The 14,528-nt window shown below is 50.5% G+C and carries 18 protein-coding genes and 3 tRNA genes; 5 read left to right on the top strand and 16 right to left on the bottom strand.

Going from position 1 to position 14,528, the window contains the following annotated elements; translation table 11 throughout:
• Nucleotides 1-25: 25 nt before the first annotated feature.
• From traC to MJ768_RS14045, 13 genes are read right to left on the bottom strand one after another with little or no spacing between them, the layout of a single operon-like run.
• Complete coding sequence (gene traC, locus MJ768_RS14105) at nt 26-2,623, bottom strand: type IV secretion system protein TraC (protein ID WP_239292610.1); 2,598 nt, start codon at nt 2,621-2,623, stop codon at nt 26-28.
• 1 nt (nt 2,624) lies between these two features.
• The gene (locus tag MJ768_RS14100) at nt 2,625-3,134 is read right to left on the bottom strand and encodes a TraV family lipoprotein (protein WP_239292608.1); all 510 of its coding nucleotides are present in this window, start codon (nt 3,132-3,134) and stop codon (nt 2,625-2,627) included.
• Nucleotides 3,134-3,862 carry a DsbC family protein gene (locus MJ768_RS14095; RefSeq protein ID WP_239292606.1) on the bottom strand — a complete coding sequence of 243 codons (729 nt, stop codon included), beginning with the start codon at nt 3,860-3,862 and terminating at the stop codon, nt 3,134-3,136. Before MJ768_RS14095 ends, MJ768_RS14100 begins: the two co-directional genes overlap by 1 nt.
• 22 nt (nt 3,863-3,884) lie before the next feature.
• Complete coding sequence (locus MJ768_RS14090) at nt 3,885-5,108, bottom strand: TraB/VirB10 family protein (protein WP_239292604.1); 1,224 nt, start codon at nt 5,106-5,108, stop codon at nt 3,885-3,887.
• Nucleotides 5,108-5,803: a TraK domain-containing protein gene (locus tag MJ768_RS14085; RefSeq protein WP_239292602.1), complete on the bottom strand. Its 696-nt coding sequence runs from the start codon at nt 5,801-5,803 to the stop codon at nt 5,108-5,110. Before MJ768_RS14085 ends, MJ768_RS14090 begins: the two co-directional genes overlap by 1 nt.
• Nucleotides 5,739-6,329 carry a type IV conjugative transfer system protein TraE gene (traE, locus tag MJ768_RS14080; RefSeq protein WP_239292601.1) on the bottom strand — a complete coding sequence of 197 codons (591 nt, stop codon included), beginning with the start codon at nt 6,327-6,329 and terminating at the stop codon, nt 5,739-5,741. Before traE ends, MJ768_RS14085 begins: the two co-directional genes overlap by 65 nt.
• Nucleotides 6,316-6,624, bottom strand: coding sequence for a type IV conjugative transfer system protein TraL (gene traL / locus MJ768_RS14075; RefSeq protein WP_239292600.1), 309 nt, complete (start codon nt 6,622-6,624; stop codon nt 6,316-6,318). The genes traE and traL overlap by 14 nt, the downstream gene beginning before the upstream one ends.
• A gap of 10 nt (nt 6,625-6,634) precedes the next feature.
• Nucleotides 6,635-6,928: a TraA family conjugative transfer protein gene (gene traA, locus MJ768_RS14070; RefSeq protein ID WP_239292599.1), complete on the bottom strand. Its 294-nt coding sequence runs from the start codon at nt 6,926-6,928 to the stop codon at nt 6,635-6,637.
• A gap of 54 nt (nt 6,929-6,982) precedes the next feature.
• Entirely contained in the window at nt 6,983-7,597 is a 615-nt protein-coding gene (locus MJ768_RS14065; protein WP_239292598.1) for an OmpA family protein, read from the bottom strand.
• A 28-nt stretch (nt 7,598-7,625) separates the two neighbouring features.
• Nucleotides 7,626-8,069, bottom strand: a complete 444-nt coding sequence (locus MJ768_RS14060) for a lytic transglycosylase domain-containing protein (protein ID WP_239292597.1) — start codon at nt 8,067-8,069, stop codon at nt 7,626-7,628.
• Nucleotides 8,066-8,584 carry a FlhC family transcriptional regulator gene (locus MJ768_RS14055; RefSeq protein WP_239292596.1) on the bottom strand — a complete coding sequence of 173 codons (519 nt, stop codon included), beginning with the start codon at nt 8,582-8,584 and terminating at the stop codon, nt 8,066-8,068. The genes MJ768_RS14060 and MJ768_RS14055 overlap by 4 nt, the downstream gene beginning before the upstream one ends.
• On the bottom strand, nt 8,584-8,874 hold the full coding sequence (locus MJ768_RS14050) for a hypothetical protein (protein WP_239292595.1): 291 nt from the start codon (nt 8,872-8,874) through the stop codon (nt 8,584-8,586). Before MJ768_RS14050 ends, MJ768_RS14055 begins: the two co-directional genes overlap by 1 nt.
• Nucleotides 8,838-9,851 carry a helix-turn-helix domain-containing protein gene (locus tag MJ768_RS14045; RefSeq protein ID WP_239292594.1) on the bottom strand — a complete coding sequence of 338 codons (1,014 nt, stop codon included), beginning with the start codon at nt 9,849-9,851 and terminating at the stop codon, nt 8,838-8,840. Before MJ768_RS14045 ends, MJ768_RS14050 begins: the two co-directional genes overlap by 37 nt.
• A gap of 298 nt (nt 9,852-10,149) precedes the next feature.
• On the opposite strand from MJ768_RS14045, the gene MJ768_RS14040 reads away from it, so the two are divergent.
• The 5 genes from MJ768_RS14040 to MJ768_RS14020 all read left to right on the top strand — a co-directional run bounded on the left by MJ768_RS14040 (nt 10,150) and on the right by MJ768_RS14020 (nt 14,051).
• Nucleotides 10,150-10,518 carry a helix-turn-helix domain-containing protein gene (locus MJ768_RS14040; protein ID WP_239292593.1) on the top strand — a complete coding sequence of 123 codons (369 nt, stop codon included), beginning with the start codon at nt 10,150-10,152 and terminating at the stop codon, nt 10,516-10,518.
• Between the two features lie 745 nt (nt 10,519-11,263).
• Complete coding sequence (locus tag MJ768_RS14035) at nt 11,264-11,653, top strand: DUF7673 family protein (RefSeq protein ID WP_239292592.1); 390 nt, start codon at nt 11,264-11,266, stop codon at nt 11,651-11,653.
• Between the two features lie 19 nt (nt 11,654-11,672).
• The gene (locus MJ768_RS14030; protein ID WP_239292590.1) at nt 11,673-12,515 is read left to right on the top strand and encodes a BRO-N domain-containing protein; all 843 of its coding nucleotides are present in this window, start codon (nt 11,673-11,675) and stop codon (nt 12,513-12,515) included.
• Nucleotides 12,516-12,758: 243 nt separating this feature from the next.
• Entirely contained in the window at nt 12,759-12,989 is a 231-nt protein-coding gene (locus MJ768_RS14025) for a DUF4224 domain-containing protein (RefSeq protein ID WP_239292589.1), read from the top strand.
• On the top strand, nt 12,990-14,051 hold the full coding sequence (locus MJ768_RS14020) for a tyrosine-type recombinase/integrase (RefSeq protein WP_239292588.1): 1,062 nt from the start codon (nt 12,990-12,992) through the stop codon (nt 14,049-14,051). It begins immediately after the preceding gene.
• Between the two features lie 65 nt (nt 14,052-14,116).
• On the opposite strand, the gene MJ768_RS14015 is transcribed toward MJ768_RS14020, so the two are convergent.
• The 3 genes from MJ768_RS14015 to MJ768_RS14005 form a co-directional block, all read right to left on the bottom strand.
• Nucleotides 14,117-14,192 (bottom strand) — tRNA-His (locus tag MJ768_RS14015).
• A gap of 29 nt (nt 14,193-14,221) precedes the next feature.
• Nucleotides 14,222-14,298, bottom strand: a tRNA-Arg gene (locus MJ768_RS14010).
• A 43-nt stretch (nt 14,299-14,341) separates the two neighbouring features.
• Nucleotides 14,342-14,418: transfer RNA gene (locus MJ768_RS14005), tRNA-Pro, on the bottom strand.
• Between the last annotated feature and the right edge of the window lie 110 nt (nt 14,419-14,528).

The following is a 14,528-nucleotide window of genomic DNA, read 5'->3' as shown; positions in this document are numbered from 1 at the left end:
TAAAGTATTTACAGGTCTGGTTGGTTCAGCTTTTTCGTCTGTCCTCGCGCGTTCCTTTGCGCCTCTCATTTTTAATTCTTTCATTAAGCAGTACCTCGATAGCTTGTTCGGTCGTCATGCCGTTTTGCTCGCGCATCACTTTTATTCGCTCGAAATCTTCGGCGCGCGTGGAAAACAGCATCATCGAGAACGGATCAAGCAGTAAGCGCCCAATTCCAGACCCCATGGGGCTATGCACAAAGATTTCCGAATAATTACCGTGGTCGGTGGTAATAGACGAAAGCTGGCGCTTCATCCATTCATCGATTACGAGCTTTCCCTCTTTGCCCAGACGGTCTATGTTTTCCGGCTTCTGCCGCAGCAAGAACAGCCAGTCGGCATTGTTGATTGACGCTTTACTGGCCTCGGTCTTGTAGTAGTCATCAACGCTTTGGGTAATAGTGCCGAATGCCCCGCCATATTTTCTTGCGCGACGATATCCGGCTTCAATGAAATGCCCGCTGCTGCCACTACCCATCAAGTCCCACGCCTCATCAATAATCACGATCTTGCGCCTGGAGCGATCCAGATACATTTCCTGGGTAATCCGATACATGATGATTTGCATTACCACCGCCTGAAGGTCCTTTTTGCTTTTGAGTTCCTCAAGTTCAAGAACGATAAAGTCCTTGGTAAATTCAATCGTTGCTCGCCCCTCAAAGTAACTCGCATATACGCCATATTTTGTGTAGGGTTCGAGAGCCACGGCCATATGCATCAGCTCCGACTCTCTTTCGGCTGCATCGTTTATTTTCCCGGTACGCAGCAGGTCGTAGATGTCCGTGATGGTGGTGTCACTGCCTTTTTCTTCCCATACTTGCTTGATGGCGGACGCGAGCGCGGTATAACAAAAATTGTTTAGCGGCTCGCGCGGACTCGCCATTTCTGCAAGTAGCGGGAGCAACATTTCCATGTCGTTATTGATGTCCCTGACCATCGAGAACGGGTTAAGACACAACGTGTTTTGGCGCTCGTCAGCAAATTCAATGAATTCGCCATCCATCAGTTCGCACAGGTTTTTGTAACTGCGTCCCACATCAATAATCCAGACTTTGGAACCGGCTGCGCGATAGCGATACGCCATTTCATTCACGAATACGGACTTGCCAGACCCGGATAGCGCAGCTACGGCAAAATTGTAGTTGCCCCCCGTGTTGTCAAACAGGTCAAACCCCATGATTTGTCCGCGCCGCCCGAACAGGGTAATCAGCGGAGTCTTTGTGCCTTTCCATTCGGCGATCAACGGCGATGTCATCACCGCGTTGTCGAGGGTCTTGGTATATACCCGGCCAAATGTATTGAGGTCTTGTTGCATCGGCCTGGCGAGCGACATCGGCAGCGATGAGGCGAATGCCTGATGCTGTAGATAATAGTCGCGCGAAATGTCATAACCTCGCGCACGCCAAACTGCCCTGACTGCGTGCTCAGAGCGTGACGCATCTTCAACAGACGATAGCAGGCAGATTTGGTGGTACATGCGTAACGTGCCCTTGCCTTCATCAAAGGTCTTGAGCACAGAATCCCAGTCTCGCTTGCGATCTTGAAGATCTGGCTGAAATCTTGCCATGTACGAGGATGCGTTCTGTGTGGCACGAGCCGATTTCATTTGAGCGTAAGTTCTTGCCGATTCGTGATCTTGCACAATCGCGCCCATCGTGATTAAAAATGGGCATGGCATGGACAAAGCCGTTTGATAAGGATCACCGATCATGCTGCCCATGTGATTTAATCGGCTGTACTTCGGGTAGTTTCTGACGGAGAAAAGCTGCATGACCGTTTCTTTTCCGCCGCTCTTGCAAAACCGTATGCCTTCATCGCTGATGCATGATGCAATCTCACGGTTAGATAATTGTTCGCGAATTATTCGGTCTGGGTTGTATTTCACAACTAGCTTGTCCCTTACATCAGTATTGGGGGCATCCGCATCGGAATTGAACACCCTCTCGTGATCGAAGAAGTCGCCCACAAAATTCAGCAGGTGATCCGGTGTCCAGTCAAACCCATCCAGGTAGGCCGACCTGAGCGTTGCGTGGATGCTCTCGCGCGTCCTGATTGCTTCCTCTACCTCTGTTGGTGCAAACGGCGAAAGCGGCAGGGAAACAGAGATGACACATCTGAAATCCCTGAGCAGGTAGGTATTGCTTGCTAACAGAGACTTGCCTGTGCCGCTCTGGTAGTACCTGTTGCGGCGCTCGGCAATACCAATGAGCTCTTCGTTTTTAATCAACGCCGTTTGGGCTTGCAGCGTTCGACTGATGTCGGGGCTGGCGTAGAGAGATATCTGAATGCCTGTTTCTGCCGGGCATGAAATGAACAAGCTGGACAGTATCTTTTCCATCTCATCCGTCGCACCAGTCTGAGGTGCTATCTCAATGGCAAAACCTATAGAAAACTGTTCAGTTACCCCAAATCCGCCTTGATCCAGAACAAACATGCATTCGTCAGATAGCCAACCGACGTAGGGCAGTATGCCAGTCAGTCGCGGCATGGCAACGAAGCGCTCAATCAGACTACGCGGCAAAGCATCCGGTCGGCTGTATCGCTCGTGAAAGAATGCGCGCTTGAGTGTGGTGGCGAATGACATGCTAGTTTGCGGTTTGTGGTTGTTGGGGTTGAGGCATCTGGTTTTGCGGCTGCGCAGGCTGCGATTCAGATTGTTGTGTTTGCTTTGAGGCTGGCATCCATACACGGTATTGCTCGGCGATTTTTTTCTTGCTGTGGGCGGCTTGCCAGTGACCGGGGTCTGCAACGGCGTACAAGAATGACTGATCGTGCAGCACCTTTCTGCTGTCTTCCCACGGGGCAATCCACACGCGCAAGACTGTTGGCACACTCATCACGGGCGTGCCGGTTGTGGGTGCTCCACCCAAAACCTTACTTACCCCTTGATCATTTTTGCCATAAACAGTGACTTGTTTGGTGGTCGAACCCGGCAGATTGTCCGCCACCGCGTTGGCATAGACGCCAGACAGTGAAGAACAGCTAATACCAGGTGGCGCTTTGCAGGAGAACGATTTTTGGGCATCAAGACCAACCATGCTGCATCCGGGCAGCCAGATGCAGAGCAGCAATATGGTTGCAATGGGGGAGCGCATCAGTTGCCTCCTTTGCCGACTAGCCATTTTTCAATCTGCTCAATCGGTGCCGCTCCGGGCAGTACGCGACCGTCAGCGGCTACCAGAGTGGGCGTGCCGTTGAAATTGAGCTTTTGTCCAAGCTGGACATTACGATCTATCGGGCTGTCGCAGCGCTTGTCGGTCGCCGGCGATTTGTCGTGCAACATATAGTCACGCCATGCTGCCGATTTGTCGGTGGAACACCATATCAACTTTGCTTTTTTCGACGCATCCGGGTGGAGTCCATCCAGTGGAAACAAGAAGGTGTAAATCGTCACGTTGTCCAGCTTGAGCAATTCTTGCTCCAGCTTCTTGCAATAAGGACAATCTGGATCCGAAAAGATAGCCAGGATTCGACTTCCATCCCCTCGTACAGTCTTGATGGCATCCTTGAGCGGCAACTCCGAGAAATTCACCACGTTTAATTCGTCGAGGCGTTGTGCCGTCAGGTCTTGCTGGGTCTTCATGTCGAAGATGTGGCCAAAAATAAAGAGGCGACCATCGCTGTTTGTGTAGCCAATGTTTTTGCCCATATCTACTTCAAAAAGTCCGCCTATTCCCGTTTTATGCACGCCGGTAATTTGCGTTGTTGGATAGAGTCCATGCAACATTTTTTCCATGGCAATTTCTTCACTGTCAGCGGCATACACGGTCGTGACGCAAATGGCAGCAGCGGCCACACCAATAACTAAACTCTTGAACTTCATGTGCTCTCCTTGTATCAATTGATTATTCAGATGGATCGATAGATTTATTTAGTGCCCTTCTGCCGCGCATCCAGATGTCGGTGTATGTCCCCTCTTGTTCACTATTAAGGCCTTCCCCAAACGCAAAACCTTTGGTGAAAATCACCTCAACCGTTCGCCCGGCATCAATTTCAATCACCGGGAACAATTTTTCTGCGAGATCGATGTAATACTGGCTGAGCCTGTCGAGTGTTTTGCCCACTCCGGAGCTGATCCCATTCTTGAATTGCTGCCCTTGATTGACTGTCGAAATTGAGCCAAGCGGGTTGATGGATTGTGTGGTCGCGCTATTCTGGAACGCTTGCCCAATCCCTGAGCCAATGCCAGCGAGCAATGCGTTGGCCAGTATCTGGCCTTGCTTGCTGATTAACCTACCCCGCATCCCTGCTTTTCCATCTTCGCCAACGACGTAACCCTTGACCGCAATATCTACTGCTTTGCCATCACGACGCACACATGACAAATTCTCAAGTCGAGCAAATGCTCGCTCGGAACTGATGTCGCCATAACTGGATGCCAAGATGAAACATTCCTTGATTTCAAATCGGTAGCGGTTTGGCAAAAATGCATTGTCCTGAGTGCGCATCAGAATTGGGTGGGGGTTGGTTTGCGCTTGTCCGCCCGTTGGTGCGTCGAGACCCCCCAGAAGGGCGACACGCACGAACGATCCGGCTGGCACGTAACCCTTCTTTGTGTCCGATGATGTCGGGTCCTGCTTCGCTTCTTGGTTGCCGCTAACTTCAAAAGAGGCGATCCCTCTATCTTGTTGCGGAACTGGCATGGGCGGCTCAAGCTTGTCTGTTGATGGCGTTAAGCCAGACAACGGTTGCGATGCTGCTGCGGGTGGCATTGGCGGAAGCGGCGGCAGAATTGATTGCTGCTGTTTATCAGTTAATGATACGGCTGATGCCTTTGTCCCCATTTCTGTCATCTGCTGTTTCAAGTCCTTGATGACATCATCCATCTGCTTCATTTGCGCGGTGGATTGCGTCATCCAGACATCTTTGGGGTCAACCGATGATCCGGGTGCCGAGATGTTGGTGGGTTGTTGTTGAATCGTTGGTTTGGGCAGAGCTGCAGGTTGGTTATACCAAAGCATAACGCTACCCGCCACCAATCCCAGGAATACCGTCCCGGCCCCGCCGAGCATGATGTACTGGCGAGCTTTGGGTGTCAGGCTTGCGAGCTTCTCTGACAGTTTGGACATTACTTGCCCTCGCTGAGGACGAATACTGCTGTTGAATCACCGGTTTCCAGGACTATTTTTTCGATCGACACGGCCTGTACACCATCGCGGTAAAACTCACGCTCATCCATGACGACTTGCTTGTCTGATGTGTTTGTCAGCTGGTACGCTTCCCCGCGCAACCCTCTTAGATCAAGTGTCCTGACAAGCTCGAATTTAATGCCTTTCCACAATGGGATAAGCTCGCTTATCAGGTCGCCTTCTCCGTCATGGAGCGCCATGATGGTGTTCAAAATTTCTTCATTTCGCGGCTCATTTTTAATACCCATGGATAGCTGGGCATGGCCTTTGCTGTCCCTTATGATGATCGTCTCAGCCGGGATGTCTTCTACCTTCAACAGCAGTTTGTAGTGCTGACCCGTGTCGTCGGTAATAAAAATGCTCATCAGTGGTTTGTCGGTGGTTGGTTTTAGCCAAGCCACACCTGTATCTTGCTCTGGCGTTACCGTAAACATGCCTTCTGTCCCATAGACGCGTTTGATCTTGCGACCGTCCACCTTGAGCAGATTGGGCTCATTGCGAGATATCGTGGCGGTTGTTGATTCGGTGGGCGATCCCTGAAACAAAATCTGGGCCGCCCCAGCCTGAAAACTATTTACCAGCAGCGCCAGTACCAAACATATCCTGTTCGTTTGTTTCCTTGAATTCACTGACATAGAGTCTCCCGTTTAGATACTTGAAACCGATCACAAATACCGTGCGTCTGGCGCTTGCACGCCTGTCTCCCACGAAGGTATCCAAATCGCCAACAATGGCCACCTTCATCAATTTTTCATCCGTATTCAATGTTTGCGCTGTAAAGAGCGTGGATGTGTTGTTTTTGCTCAAAAAGTCGAGCCGCAATGCCATGTCTGCGGCAATCCGCCCGGTGTCGGATGGCGTTGCGAAATGCAGAAACTGTTGTTTCTGGTACTCCCCTGTGGAAGGGGTTACATTCAATGCCAATCCCGCATACCAGTAAGCCATTTGTTCAAGATAGCTTTTGGATACTTCGTTGCCAGATACCCAGAAACTCTTCTCGATTACCGGGGGAACGATTACCGTCTTCTCCATACCCAGAGTTTTTTGCAGAACCATTCCCTCAACAAGAATGATGAGCAATAGAACGCCTACCGCCAGCCTGAGAAAAGTGATCTCGCTGGATTTATTGCTACTCGTGGAAATGTATTTATCTGAAATCACGGATTAGCCCAAAAAAATAGCGTTCGTGTGACGGGGGTGTGATGGCAGTTTTGACAAACAGTCTGCTGGGTATCCACCAATAAATTGAGTGGACAGCGAACTTTGCGTGTTTTCCTGCTTTGAGTTTGCCGTACTGCCAAGCTGCCAAACTTCCGCTCACAATGCCGCCGACCATCATTCCCAATGACAGACCAATGCCGATAAGCAATACGGCCACGATGAACTGGTCTATATCCCACAACAGGAATTGCTCTTGTTTATCCAATGTGCGCGGAATATAGCCAGTCTCATTCATCGCATTTTCCTTAGATCGTCGCGGTCAAAATGCCGGTGATGATCGTTGGCGTGTATTGCAAGAAAATCGCAAAGCCGATTCCGACAAGAATGGGAATTGGGTTTGATTTGGCAACAGACATCAGCGCGCCAATGGCAACCGATGCCATTGCAATGGCACGACCAAGGTAACCGGTAACCACCCCGTTGATCCAGGTGTACAGAGCCAGGAATTCTGTCCCCGTTGTACCGGCGAAGGCGAAAGCTGGGATGCCGAGCATCGCGCACAGAAGGGCAATACGCGGAACGATCAATTTATTTTTCATTCTTAAATCCTTTGGTAAATTGTTGAATAGTTGGTTTGCTACGGTTGTCGATAATCATTTCCTGGTGCGTCCCCCTTTCTCGATTGTCTGCTGCACTTTTGCTTGCACACGGCGCTTTTCCTGCAACGGCGTTTCTGTCGTGTCATATGGTGCTGGGTGGCAGCATCCCCCTTGTGCTTCAACAGAAATATTGGCATTCACCCCGTGCGATCTAAGCCAGCGCGCCACAAAATTCACACGGTTAAAAGCCAGCTTGTCGTTGTAATTTTGTGTACCGATATCGTCTGTTTCGCCGATCAGCTCGATGGCGACTGCTGTTTGTTTGGCTGCTTTGGTAAGCAAGGCGATGGTTTTGTACCCACTACGGGTCGGTATGCTCTTGCCGAACTCGAATTGCACAATAAAAATGTCGACGCGTTCGTTGGCAGGTATTGCGATACTGACGGGCAGCGTTATTGGCGGTTCGGATTGCTGGATGCTGACCGGTGGAGCTTGCATCACTGCGTAGTCAGCATCATCCAGAACTTTCTCTGTGCGCTTCGGACAATTTTCTCGGCAGATGCGGAATTTGCCGTCCAGATACCCAATACTTGGATCGACATTGACGATTCTGTCCGGATGTTCTCTGGATAAGTTATTACATCCCACCAACAGGGTTGAAAATGCCATCGCCAAGATCAAGACCGCTGCGCATCGCTTAATCAATTGAGACCTCTTCGTTGCGCAGGTTTGCTGCAACTTTTCTGGCGTATGCAGCCGCTTTATCTTGCGATTTTGCGTTGTACGCACCAACAGCGTTCCATCCATACCCAATACGTTGAAAATTGTTTGCCAATATCCAAGCCCCGACATAGGTGTTGACGCACGAATTTGTTAAGCGATCTTTGGTGATCCCGTATTTGGCAAGAGTCGGCAGCCAGGCAGAGTTGATCTGCATATGTCCAATATCCCAACTTCCATTTGCGTTCCGATGGAATGCTGCCGGGTTTCCACCAGACTCTACGCGCGAGATTGACCTCAGAATCTGAGCTGAGACGCGATAACGATTTGCTGCTTGCTCAAAGCAGGCGCTATCTGCCTGTCCATATGCGATCTGGGCAAACATCACACAGGCAACGATGGCTGGTAATTTTTTTCTCATTGCTTGCCCGGTCCAATGATTTTTATGTCTCGCTCACCGCAATAAGGGCACTTACTTGTTTCCCTAAGCTCGGTATCAAAGATGTATGTCGCTTTGCATTGCTTGCATCTTCCCCAAGACACCAGTTCGGCCTTTACGTCTCTAATTGCGTACCATGCCGCGTTGATGTCAATCGCCATTCCTCTTTTGGTAAATAATTTTCTTGATTCCCACGCTTGAATAAACATCTCGGCTTGTGATGCGGCTGGTGGGTTTGCTCTCTTTTCTACGGTTAAATACACAGCCACTAATGTGGACAACAAGAGCGATGTCTGCCCCTGCTTGATGTACGAAAGCGTATTGCCTGGCATCCTTCCCGGTAGCGGCGTGGCGTCGCCGTATGTGTCTTGCCAAATCTTGCGCAAAGATCGCCAGGCGACCCCGGTCATGGCGTGTACAAGCGGAATGCGCATGCCCTCGCGAACCAGCGTGGTAGCGCTGATATGGTTTCTGATGAAGATGTCGTTGGTATTCATCAGACCTGTGACTGCGCGACGAGAATATTTGTCATGTACGCACGTCTGGTGGTTTTTCTTTCAACCAATGCGCGAAATGTCGCATCGTCAAACTTGAACGTGAAGCATGGGGCGATCATGTCTTCTGCAAGTGCGTCAAGCTCGTCAAGCGTCATGCTTTTGATTAGCTCAATCGCAAGCCTTGGCATGCTCGCCAGCAGATTAGATTGTTCGTCTGAGGCTGATTGCCTGGCAAGGTAAAGGAATCTCCTGTTCAAGTCTGCGATGTCTTTGCGTGTGGTTTCGTCCATTCAAACTCTCCTTCACTTTGCTTCATCAGTCTGGTAAGTGATTCGCGAATGCGCTGCGGCAGGCGGTCTAATTGCGCCTGAAATGACTGTCCGTGATCCGGGTATTCTCTTGCTTGAGTGGCTGCCTGTTGCTCATTGGCTTCGCGTTTTTTGCGCTGCTCGGCAATCATCGGGGCTCGTTCCGCTGTAAATGAGCCAGCTGACATGCGCTCTGCCATCCCTCTGACGTAGCCAATGGGATTCGTGATAGGTTTGACGAGCTGTGCGCCGTGCAGCTCGTCAATCAGGGTCTGCCAGTGACTGGGCGGCACTGCGCTGATGGACAGCAACGCTCGGATGGCATCGCGCTGACCGGACTGGATGGATGGAGGAAAAATCAAATCCACCACCACGGTGTTTTGGTCCGGCAATTCCGGCTCGGCGTTGCGCGCGCTTTGTGGTGGTGGTTTATATGGTGGTTTATATGATGTATTGGGTGCAACAGCTGTTGCACCGTTAAGTGTTCCAGATTGCACCGTTAAGTGTTCCGAATTGCACCGTTCCAATAGCGGTGCATAATTTTCACCGTTAACCAAGTACCCAGTATCCATGAGGGTTTCATCTATCGGTGCAGAATTTGCACCCTTATGATGAATGTCGGAAGATGCATTTTTTGCATCGTCACCTTTGATACAGCAAGGAAGTGTATTTTTTGTACTGTTAGTGAAGAATTCAATATGAATTTTGTATTCGGTGGACTTGTATTTTTTTCCCCTGATGCGACCACCCGCGCTGATTTCGGCAACCGAGATAAAGCCGATTTGCTCCATCTTTCGGAGTTGGTACTGCACGCTGCGCTCAGATTGGCGCGTTTTTTTGGCGAGTGCGGGAATGCTTGGAAAAACCTTGCCACCCTCGTCATCGGAAAAGTCAGCTAACGCCAATGCAAGGAGCATTTCGCCTCCTCCTTCTGGATAGTGTTCGAAGACCATGCTCATGACTTTGACACTCATTGGTAAGCAGTTAAAAGGGGGCGCGCAGCAATGTCGCTGTCCGGGATACCCCTACCCCTCGCAGTAACTCAGATGAGGTGTGGAGGAGACAACTGGAAAAACAACCCTCACCTGATTTGTGCGCGCCTAATTTGGTTGCATCGTTGTTCACGTAACACCCGCCGTTCGTATTGCCAAGCTCTTTCAGCCGACATAAGAATAGTTATAATTGACGAACCCACCGTCAAAGTATATTTATTCTAAATAGCAATGTCAATTAATACTTTACTTTTCGTTTGTAGAAATGTTGTACAATTTACAAATGACTATCGGTGCCAGAATCAGACAGTTGCGCGAACGCAACACACTTTCACAGGAGAAGTTCGGCGATCTGTGTGGCGTATCCAAGGCGTCGGTGTCCCAATGGGAAATAGGCATCGCTACGCCGCCAACGGATCGCTTGGTAGCGCTCAGAGAGCACTTGGTATTTTCCTTTGATTGGCTTATTGCCGGTGAAGTTGACAGCAACTTTGCGCTTACCAGACCGTCGATACAGAAGCTGATTGCCGTGGCTCAGCCACTTCCCGATAGCGCAGTTGCAGCGCTAACGCGAGAAGGGGGTGTATATGCTGAACTCATCTCGCCTGAAAAATTACTCAAAGGTACAAAATAACATCCTCGTGCTTCAGATTCAGCTCAAGCTTTTTTGAACCGGCGAAAGACAAAAGACCAACGCCTGATTGAGGTTAGCCCCTTGCTGATCACGCTCCCGCCGTACCATTGAGCAAAGACGGCATCACCTTACCCGCAAGTGTCCACACCTGAACCACAAGTGTAAATTGGCATTTTTTATGCCCGAGCAATAAAGCACCCCGCCGCAAGCAGCGGGGTATTAACACCGCTCTCCAAGCTGCCGGCTTTCAGCCAGCCTTCGCCCCAAGGGGCGGGGAATTGAACCCGGAGAGATTAAAATTTTTCTCGCCTTATTCGGCATCATTCCCGATAGCAACACTCATCCGACACGACACTCATCCCACACGACAATCATCCGAGCCAATTCCGCTTGCCGTCCGGCACTTGCTATCCTGTTGCAGCCTTTGATCCCACCATCGCCGCATCCATTGCAAAGTTGCTTGCCTTTCATCCTGTGATCTAAGCAATTATTTTTGTCATCACCCCACCCTGTCGCGCACCTAAAAAACATTTTTTGCACGGAAGTTATGCCCCAAAGCGCTACAGCAACCATCGATTGTTCTGATTGGATCCTGCTTTGCACGAATACGCATAACACCCAAATGATTAGTTAATATTTACACTAATTCACCATATAGTATATTTATGATTGACTTTTAATGTTTAGTTAAACTATACTTTTCGTCGATCCAGCACACAAGGGTTTTTACATGACCGGGAAAAACATGCTTTCAGCTCCATCCAAAATGGCGACATTCAGCCTCACTATCGAAGAGGGTGAGCGATCCAAGCTGATGGCGTTTATGAGCTCAGATTCATGGGAGCGAGCTGAAAATGTGCGCCATGCAACGATTCAGGAATGTACCAAGAGCCTTGAGCATTGCGTCAGGTGGGCGGAGCGCGATTGCGGTAACTCGCGCGTGTTCGCACAGTTTCTCGCTTCACTCTACAACGGTTATCGCGTCAAGGCGGATGTGAGCGATATTGAAACACTCGACCCGGAAAATTTTGAATACCTGATGAATGTATTGCGCTTGTGCTACATGACCCAGCGCGAACCACATACCTTCATAGATAACGGTAGCGAGGTATTTGAATGGATTATCCGCCTGTGAGGCATGGAGAAAAAATCTAATGATTAGCACTATGACAAGCTCCGCCACCTCCGCAATGTTCAGTTTTAATGGCACTCAAATTTACACCTTCGCCGATGATAACGGTGAGACGTGGTTTTCTGCCGGTGATGTTTGTGCTGTTCTCGGCTATACCAACGATAGCGAAGCCATCGAAAAATATTGTCGTGATAAGGGTGTCACGAAACGCGACCCACATGCTGAAAGTGAGAATCCGGGATTAACCTACATCAGCGAAGGGAACCTCTACCGCCTGATCATCAACTCCCGCGCAGAAGTGGAGCATGCCTTTGAAGCGATGCTGACAGAGGAAATTCTTCCCGCTATCAGAAAGGCAGAAGGCTGCGCCATACCGCAAGATGCCAGCGCACTCTCCCTCGTCCAACAGAAAGCCTTGTGGCAGATCGTTTCCCAGCGTTCGGGGAACTCCGATACGACTCACGCCGATATCTGGATTCGCTTCAACGATCATTTCGAGATTGGCAGCTACAGTGAGTTGCCCGCAGCGCGTTTTGTTGATGCAGTTACTTTTCTTGCCGCGTTATCCACGAACGATGCGTTGCCTGGTGCGCGATACCAATACCCGCGCGCCATGCTCGATCAGCCGCACTTTGTTGCACCGGACGATGGCAAGGCCTGCTTGTCGCTATCCATGCTGTCAGACCAGGCACAGTTCGAGTCACCACTTATGTCGCTGCTTAATCAACTGTGCAGCGAAGGACACGACATCACCGCGCCGCTTGAGGAAGCTGTGGCAATGCGTGTGGCCATGCAACAGACGGACAAGGTGCTTGATGAGATCAGGTTTATTGCGCTCAAGGCAAAATCGGGGAGACTAAAATGATTTCGCCCCAACTCAAGTTCGACATAAAGAGCGAGATCATTATTGATAACTTTGCTGGAAGTGAATGCGCATCAACTGGCATTTTGTGGCTGTGGCGAACAACTATGACCAAAATCGCCCGCCAAGCATTCTCTGGATGCCTGAGCGGTCCACCCACCCTAACAAGCACAAAACCATGGCTTCTGCGCCTATGCATCACCCACCCCCAGCCGCATGTTGCGCGGCACATCTTGAGGTAATCAAGTGAGACTGTTTCTCACAGCCGATGAACTGCATGAATTGACTGGCTATAAGGTCGGGCATTATCAAGCGCACTGGTTAGAAGCTCACAGATACCCATTCGAGCGAACTATCAGCGGCAAGCCCCGCGTGCTACGCGCCTTTGTTGAGAAACGACTCGGGCTTGCCAGCGTCGAACCTTTGTCGGACACTGAACCGGATTTTTCATACTGGAAACAGTCTAAGGCAGCATAAATGGTTGGACGCCGAAAAACTGCATCACCCCTGCCACCGCGCCTGTATGTCTACAAGGGCAAGCGGCAGGATACCTATTACACTATCACAGTCACCAACGAACGTATGAACCTTGGCCATGACCTACTGACGGCTAAGCGCAAGCTGCTGGAGTTAGAAGAAGGCCGCAGCATCGTCGGCACGATCGGCGAGCTGCTGGATGATTATCTGAAAGAAGTGGGAGAACAGGTTCAGCGCGGCAAACGATCAGCGCGCACACTCCAGGACAACGAGGCTGAGATCGTCAATCTCAAAAAGGCCTACGGCACCATGCAGCCAAAAGACCTACAACCACACCATGTGTGGGCATACCTGCATAAGTTCCGTGGCAAAGTGGCGCCGGTGCGCGCCAATCGTGAGGTATCATTCCTGCAAGCTGCATTCAACTGGGCACGTGGTCAGGGAGTCGTACGCGACAACCCCTGTGTCGGCGTACAACGCAACGAAGAAGAATCGCGCACCCGCATGATCACCGATGTCGAGCTTGATGCCTTCGTCGAATTCTGCCGAAGCAACGGCCACCTAAAAAATGACAGCGAACGTAAAGAAAGCAGCGATGCTGGACTAAGAATCGCTCTAGCTGCACGCATCGCCTACCTCACCGGCAAGGCTCAGGCGCAGGTGCTGCGCCTGCACAAAACACAGATCACCGACGAAGGCATCCTGTTCGGACAGCGCAAGCGTGGTGCGGCCACGCTGGTTGAATGGACACCCATCTTGCGCGCCATCGTGGAAGAATGTAAGGCGCTGCCCAGTAAAACGACATCGATGTACCTTATCCACAGTCGTGTCGGCCAGCCATACAGCTCGCAAGGCTTCAAAGCGATGTGGCAACGACTGATGAAAGAGTGGGTAGAACAAGGGAATGAACGATTCACATTCCATGACCTCCGCGCAAAAGCAGTCACAGATCTGATCGAGGATGGAAGAAAAGCAAGTGAGCTGACTGGCCACAGAACCGAGAGCATCCCGGCCAAAGTGTACGACCGTCGGGCCGTTAGAAAATCCAAAGCGGTGAAATGATCTTACAAAAACAGCGTTTCATCTTACAAAGTAAGCCAGCATCAACCTGAAACTGCTTGATTATATGGGGTGACTGATGGGGCTCGAACCCACGACAACCGGAATCACAATCCGGGACTCTACCAACTGAGCTACAGCCACCACGGGGTAAAACTTACAAGATATGTCGTTGGCGTGCCCGACAGGAATCGAACCTGTAACCCCCAGCTTAGAAGGCTGGTGCTCTATCCGGTTGAGCTACGGGCACAATTTCCTGTGGAGCCATTCGACTCTGTACCACTAAGATATACTGGTCGGGGTGGAGAGATTCGAACTCCCGACATCCTGCTCCCAAAGCAGGCGCGCTACCAGGCTACGCTACACCCCGAAAGCGGAGCACTATACCTTGCATAAGATAAAAAATCAATAATGTTCGGGTTGTTTGTCAACGCTAAATAGAAATGTCCGGTTTTCCTGATTTCTTTGCTACGGTGCTGC

The organism is Candidatus Nitrotoga sp. 1052, from assembly GCF_927312905.1.
Taxonomy (GTDB): domain Bacteria; phylum Pseudomonadota; class Gammaproteobacteria; order Burkholderiales; family Gallionellaceae; genus Nitrotoga.
The sequence above is the reverse complement of the archived record's forward strand: the minus strand, read 5'-3'. Positions and strand labels throughout refer to the sequence as shown.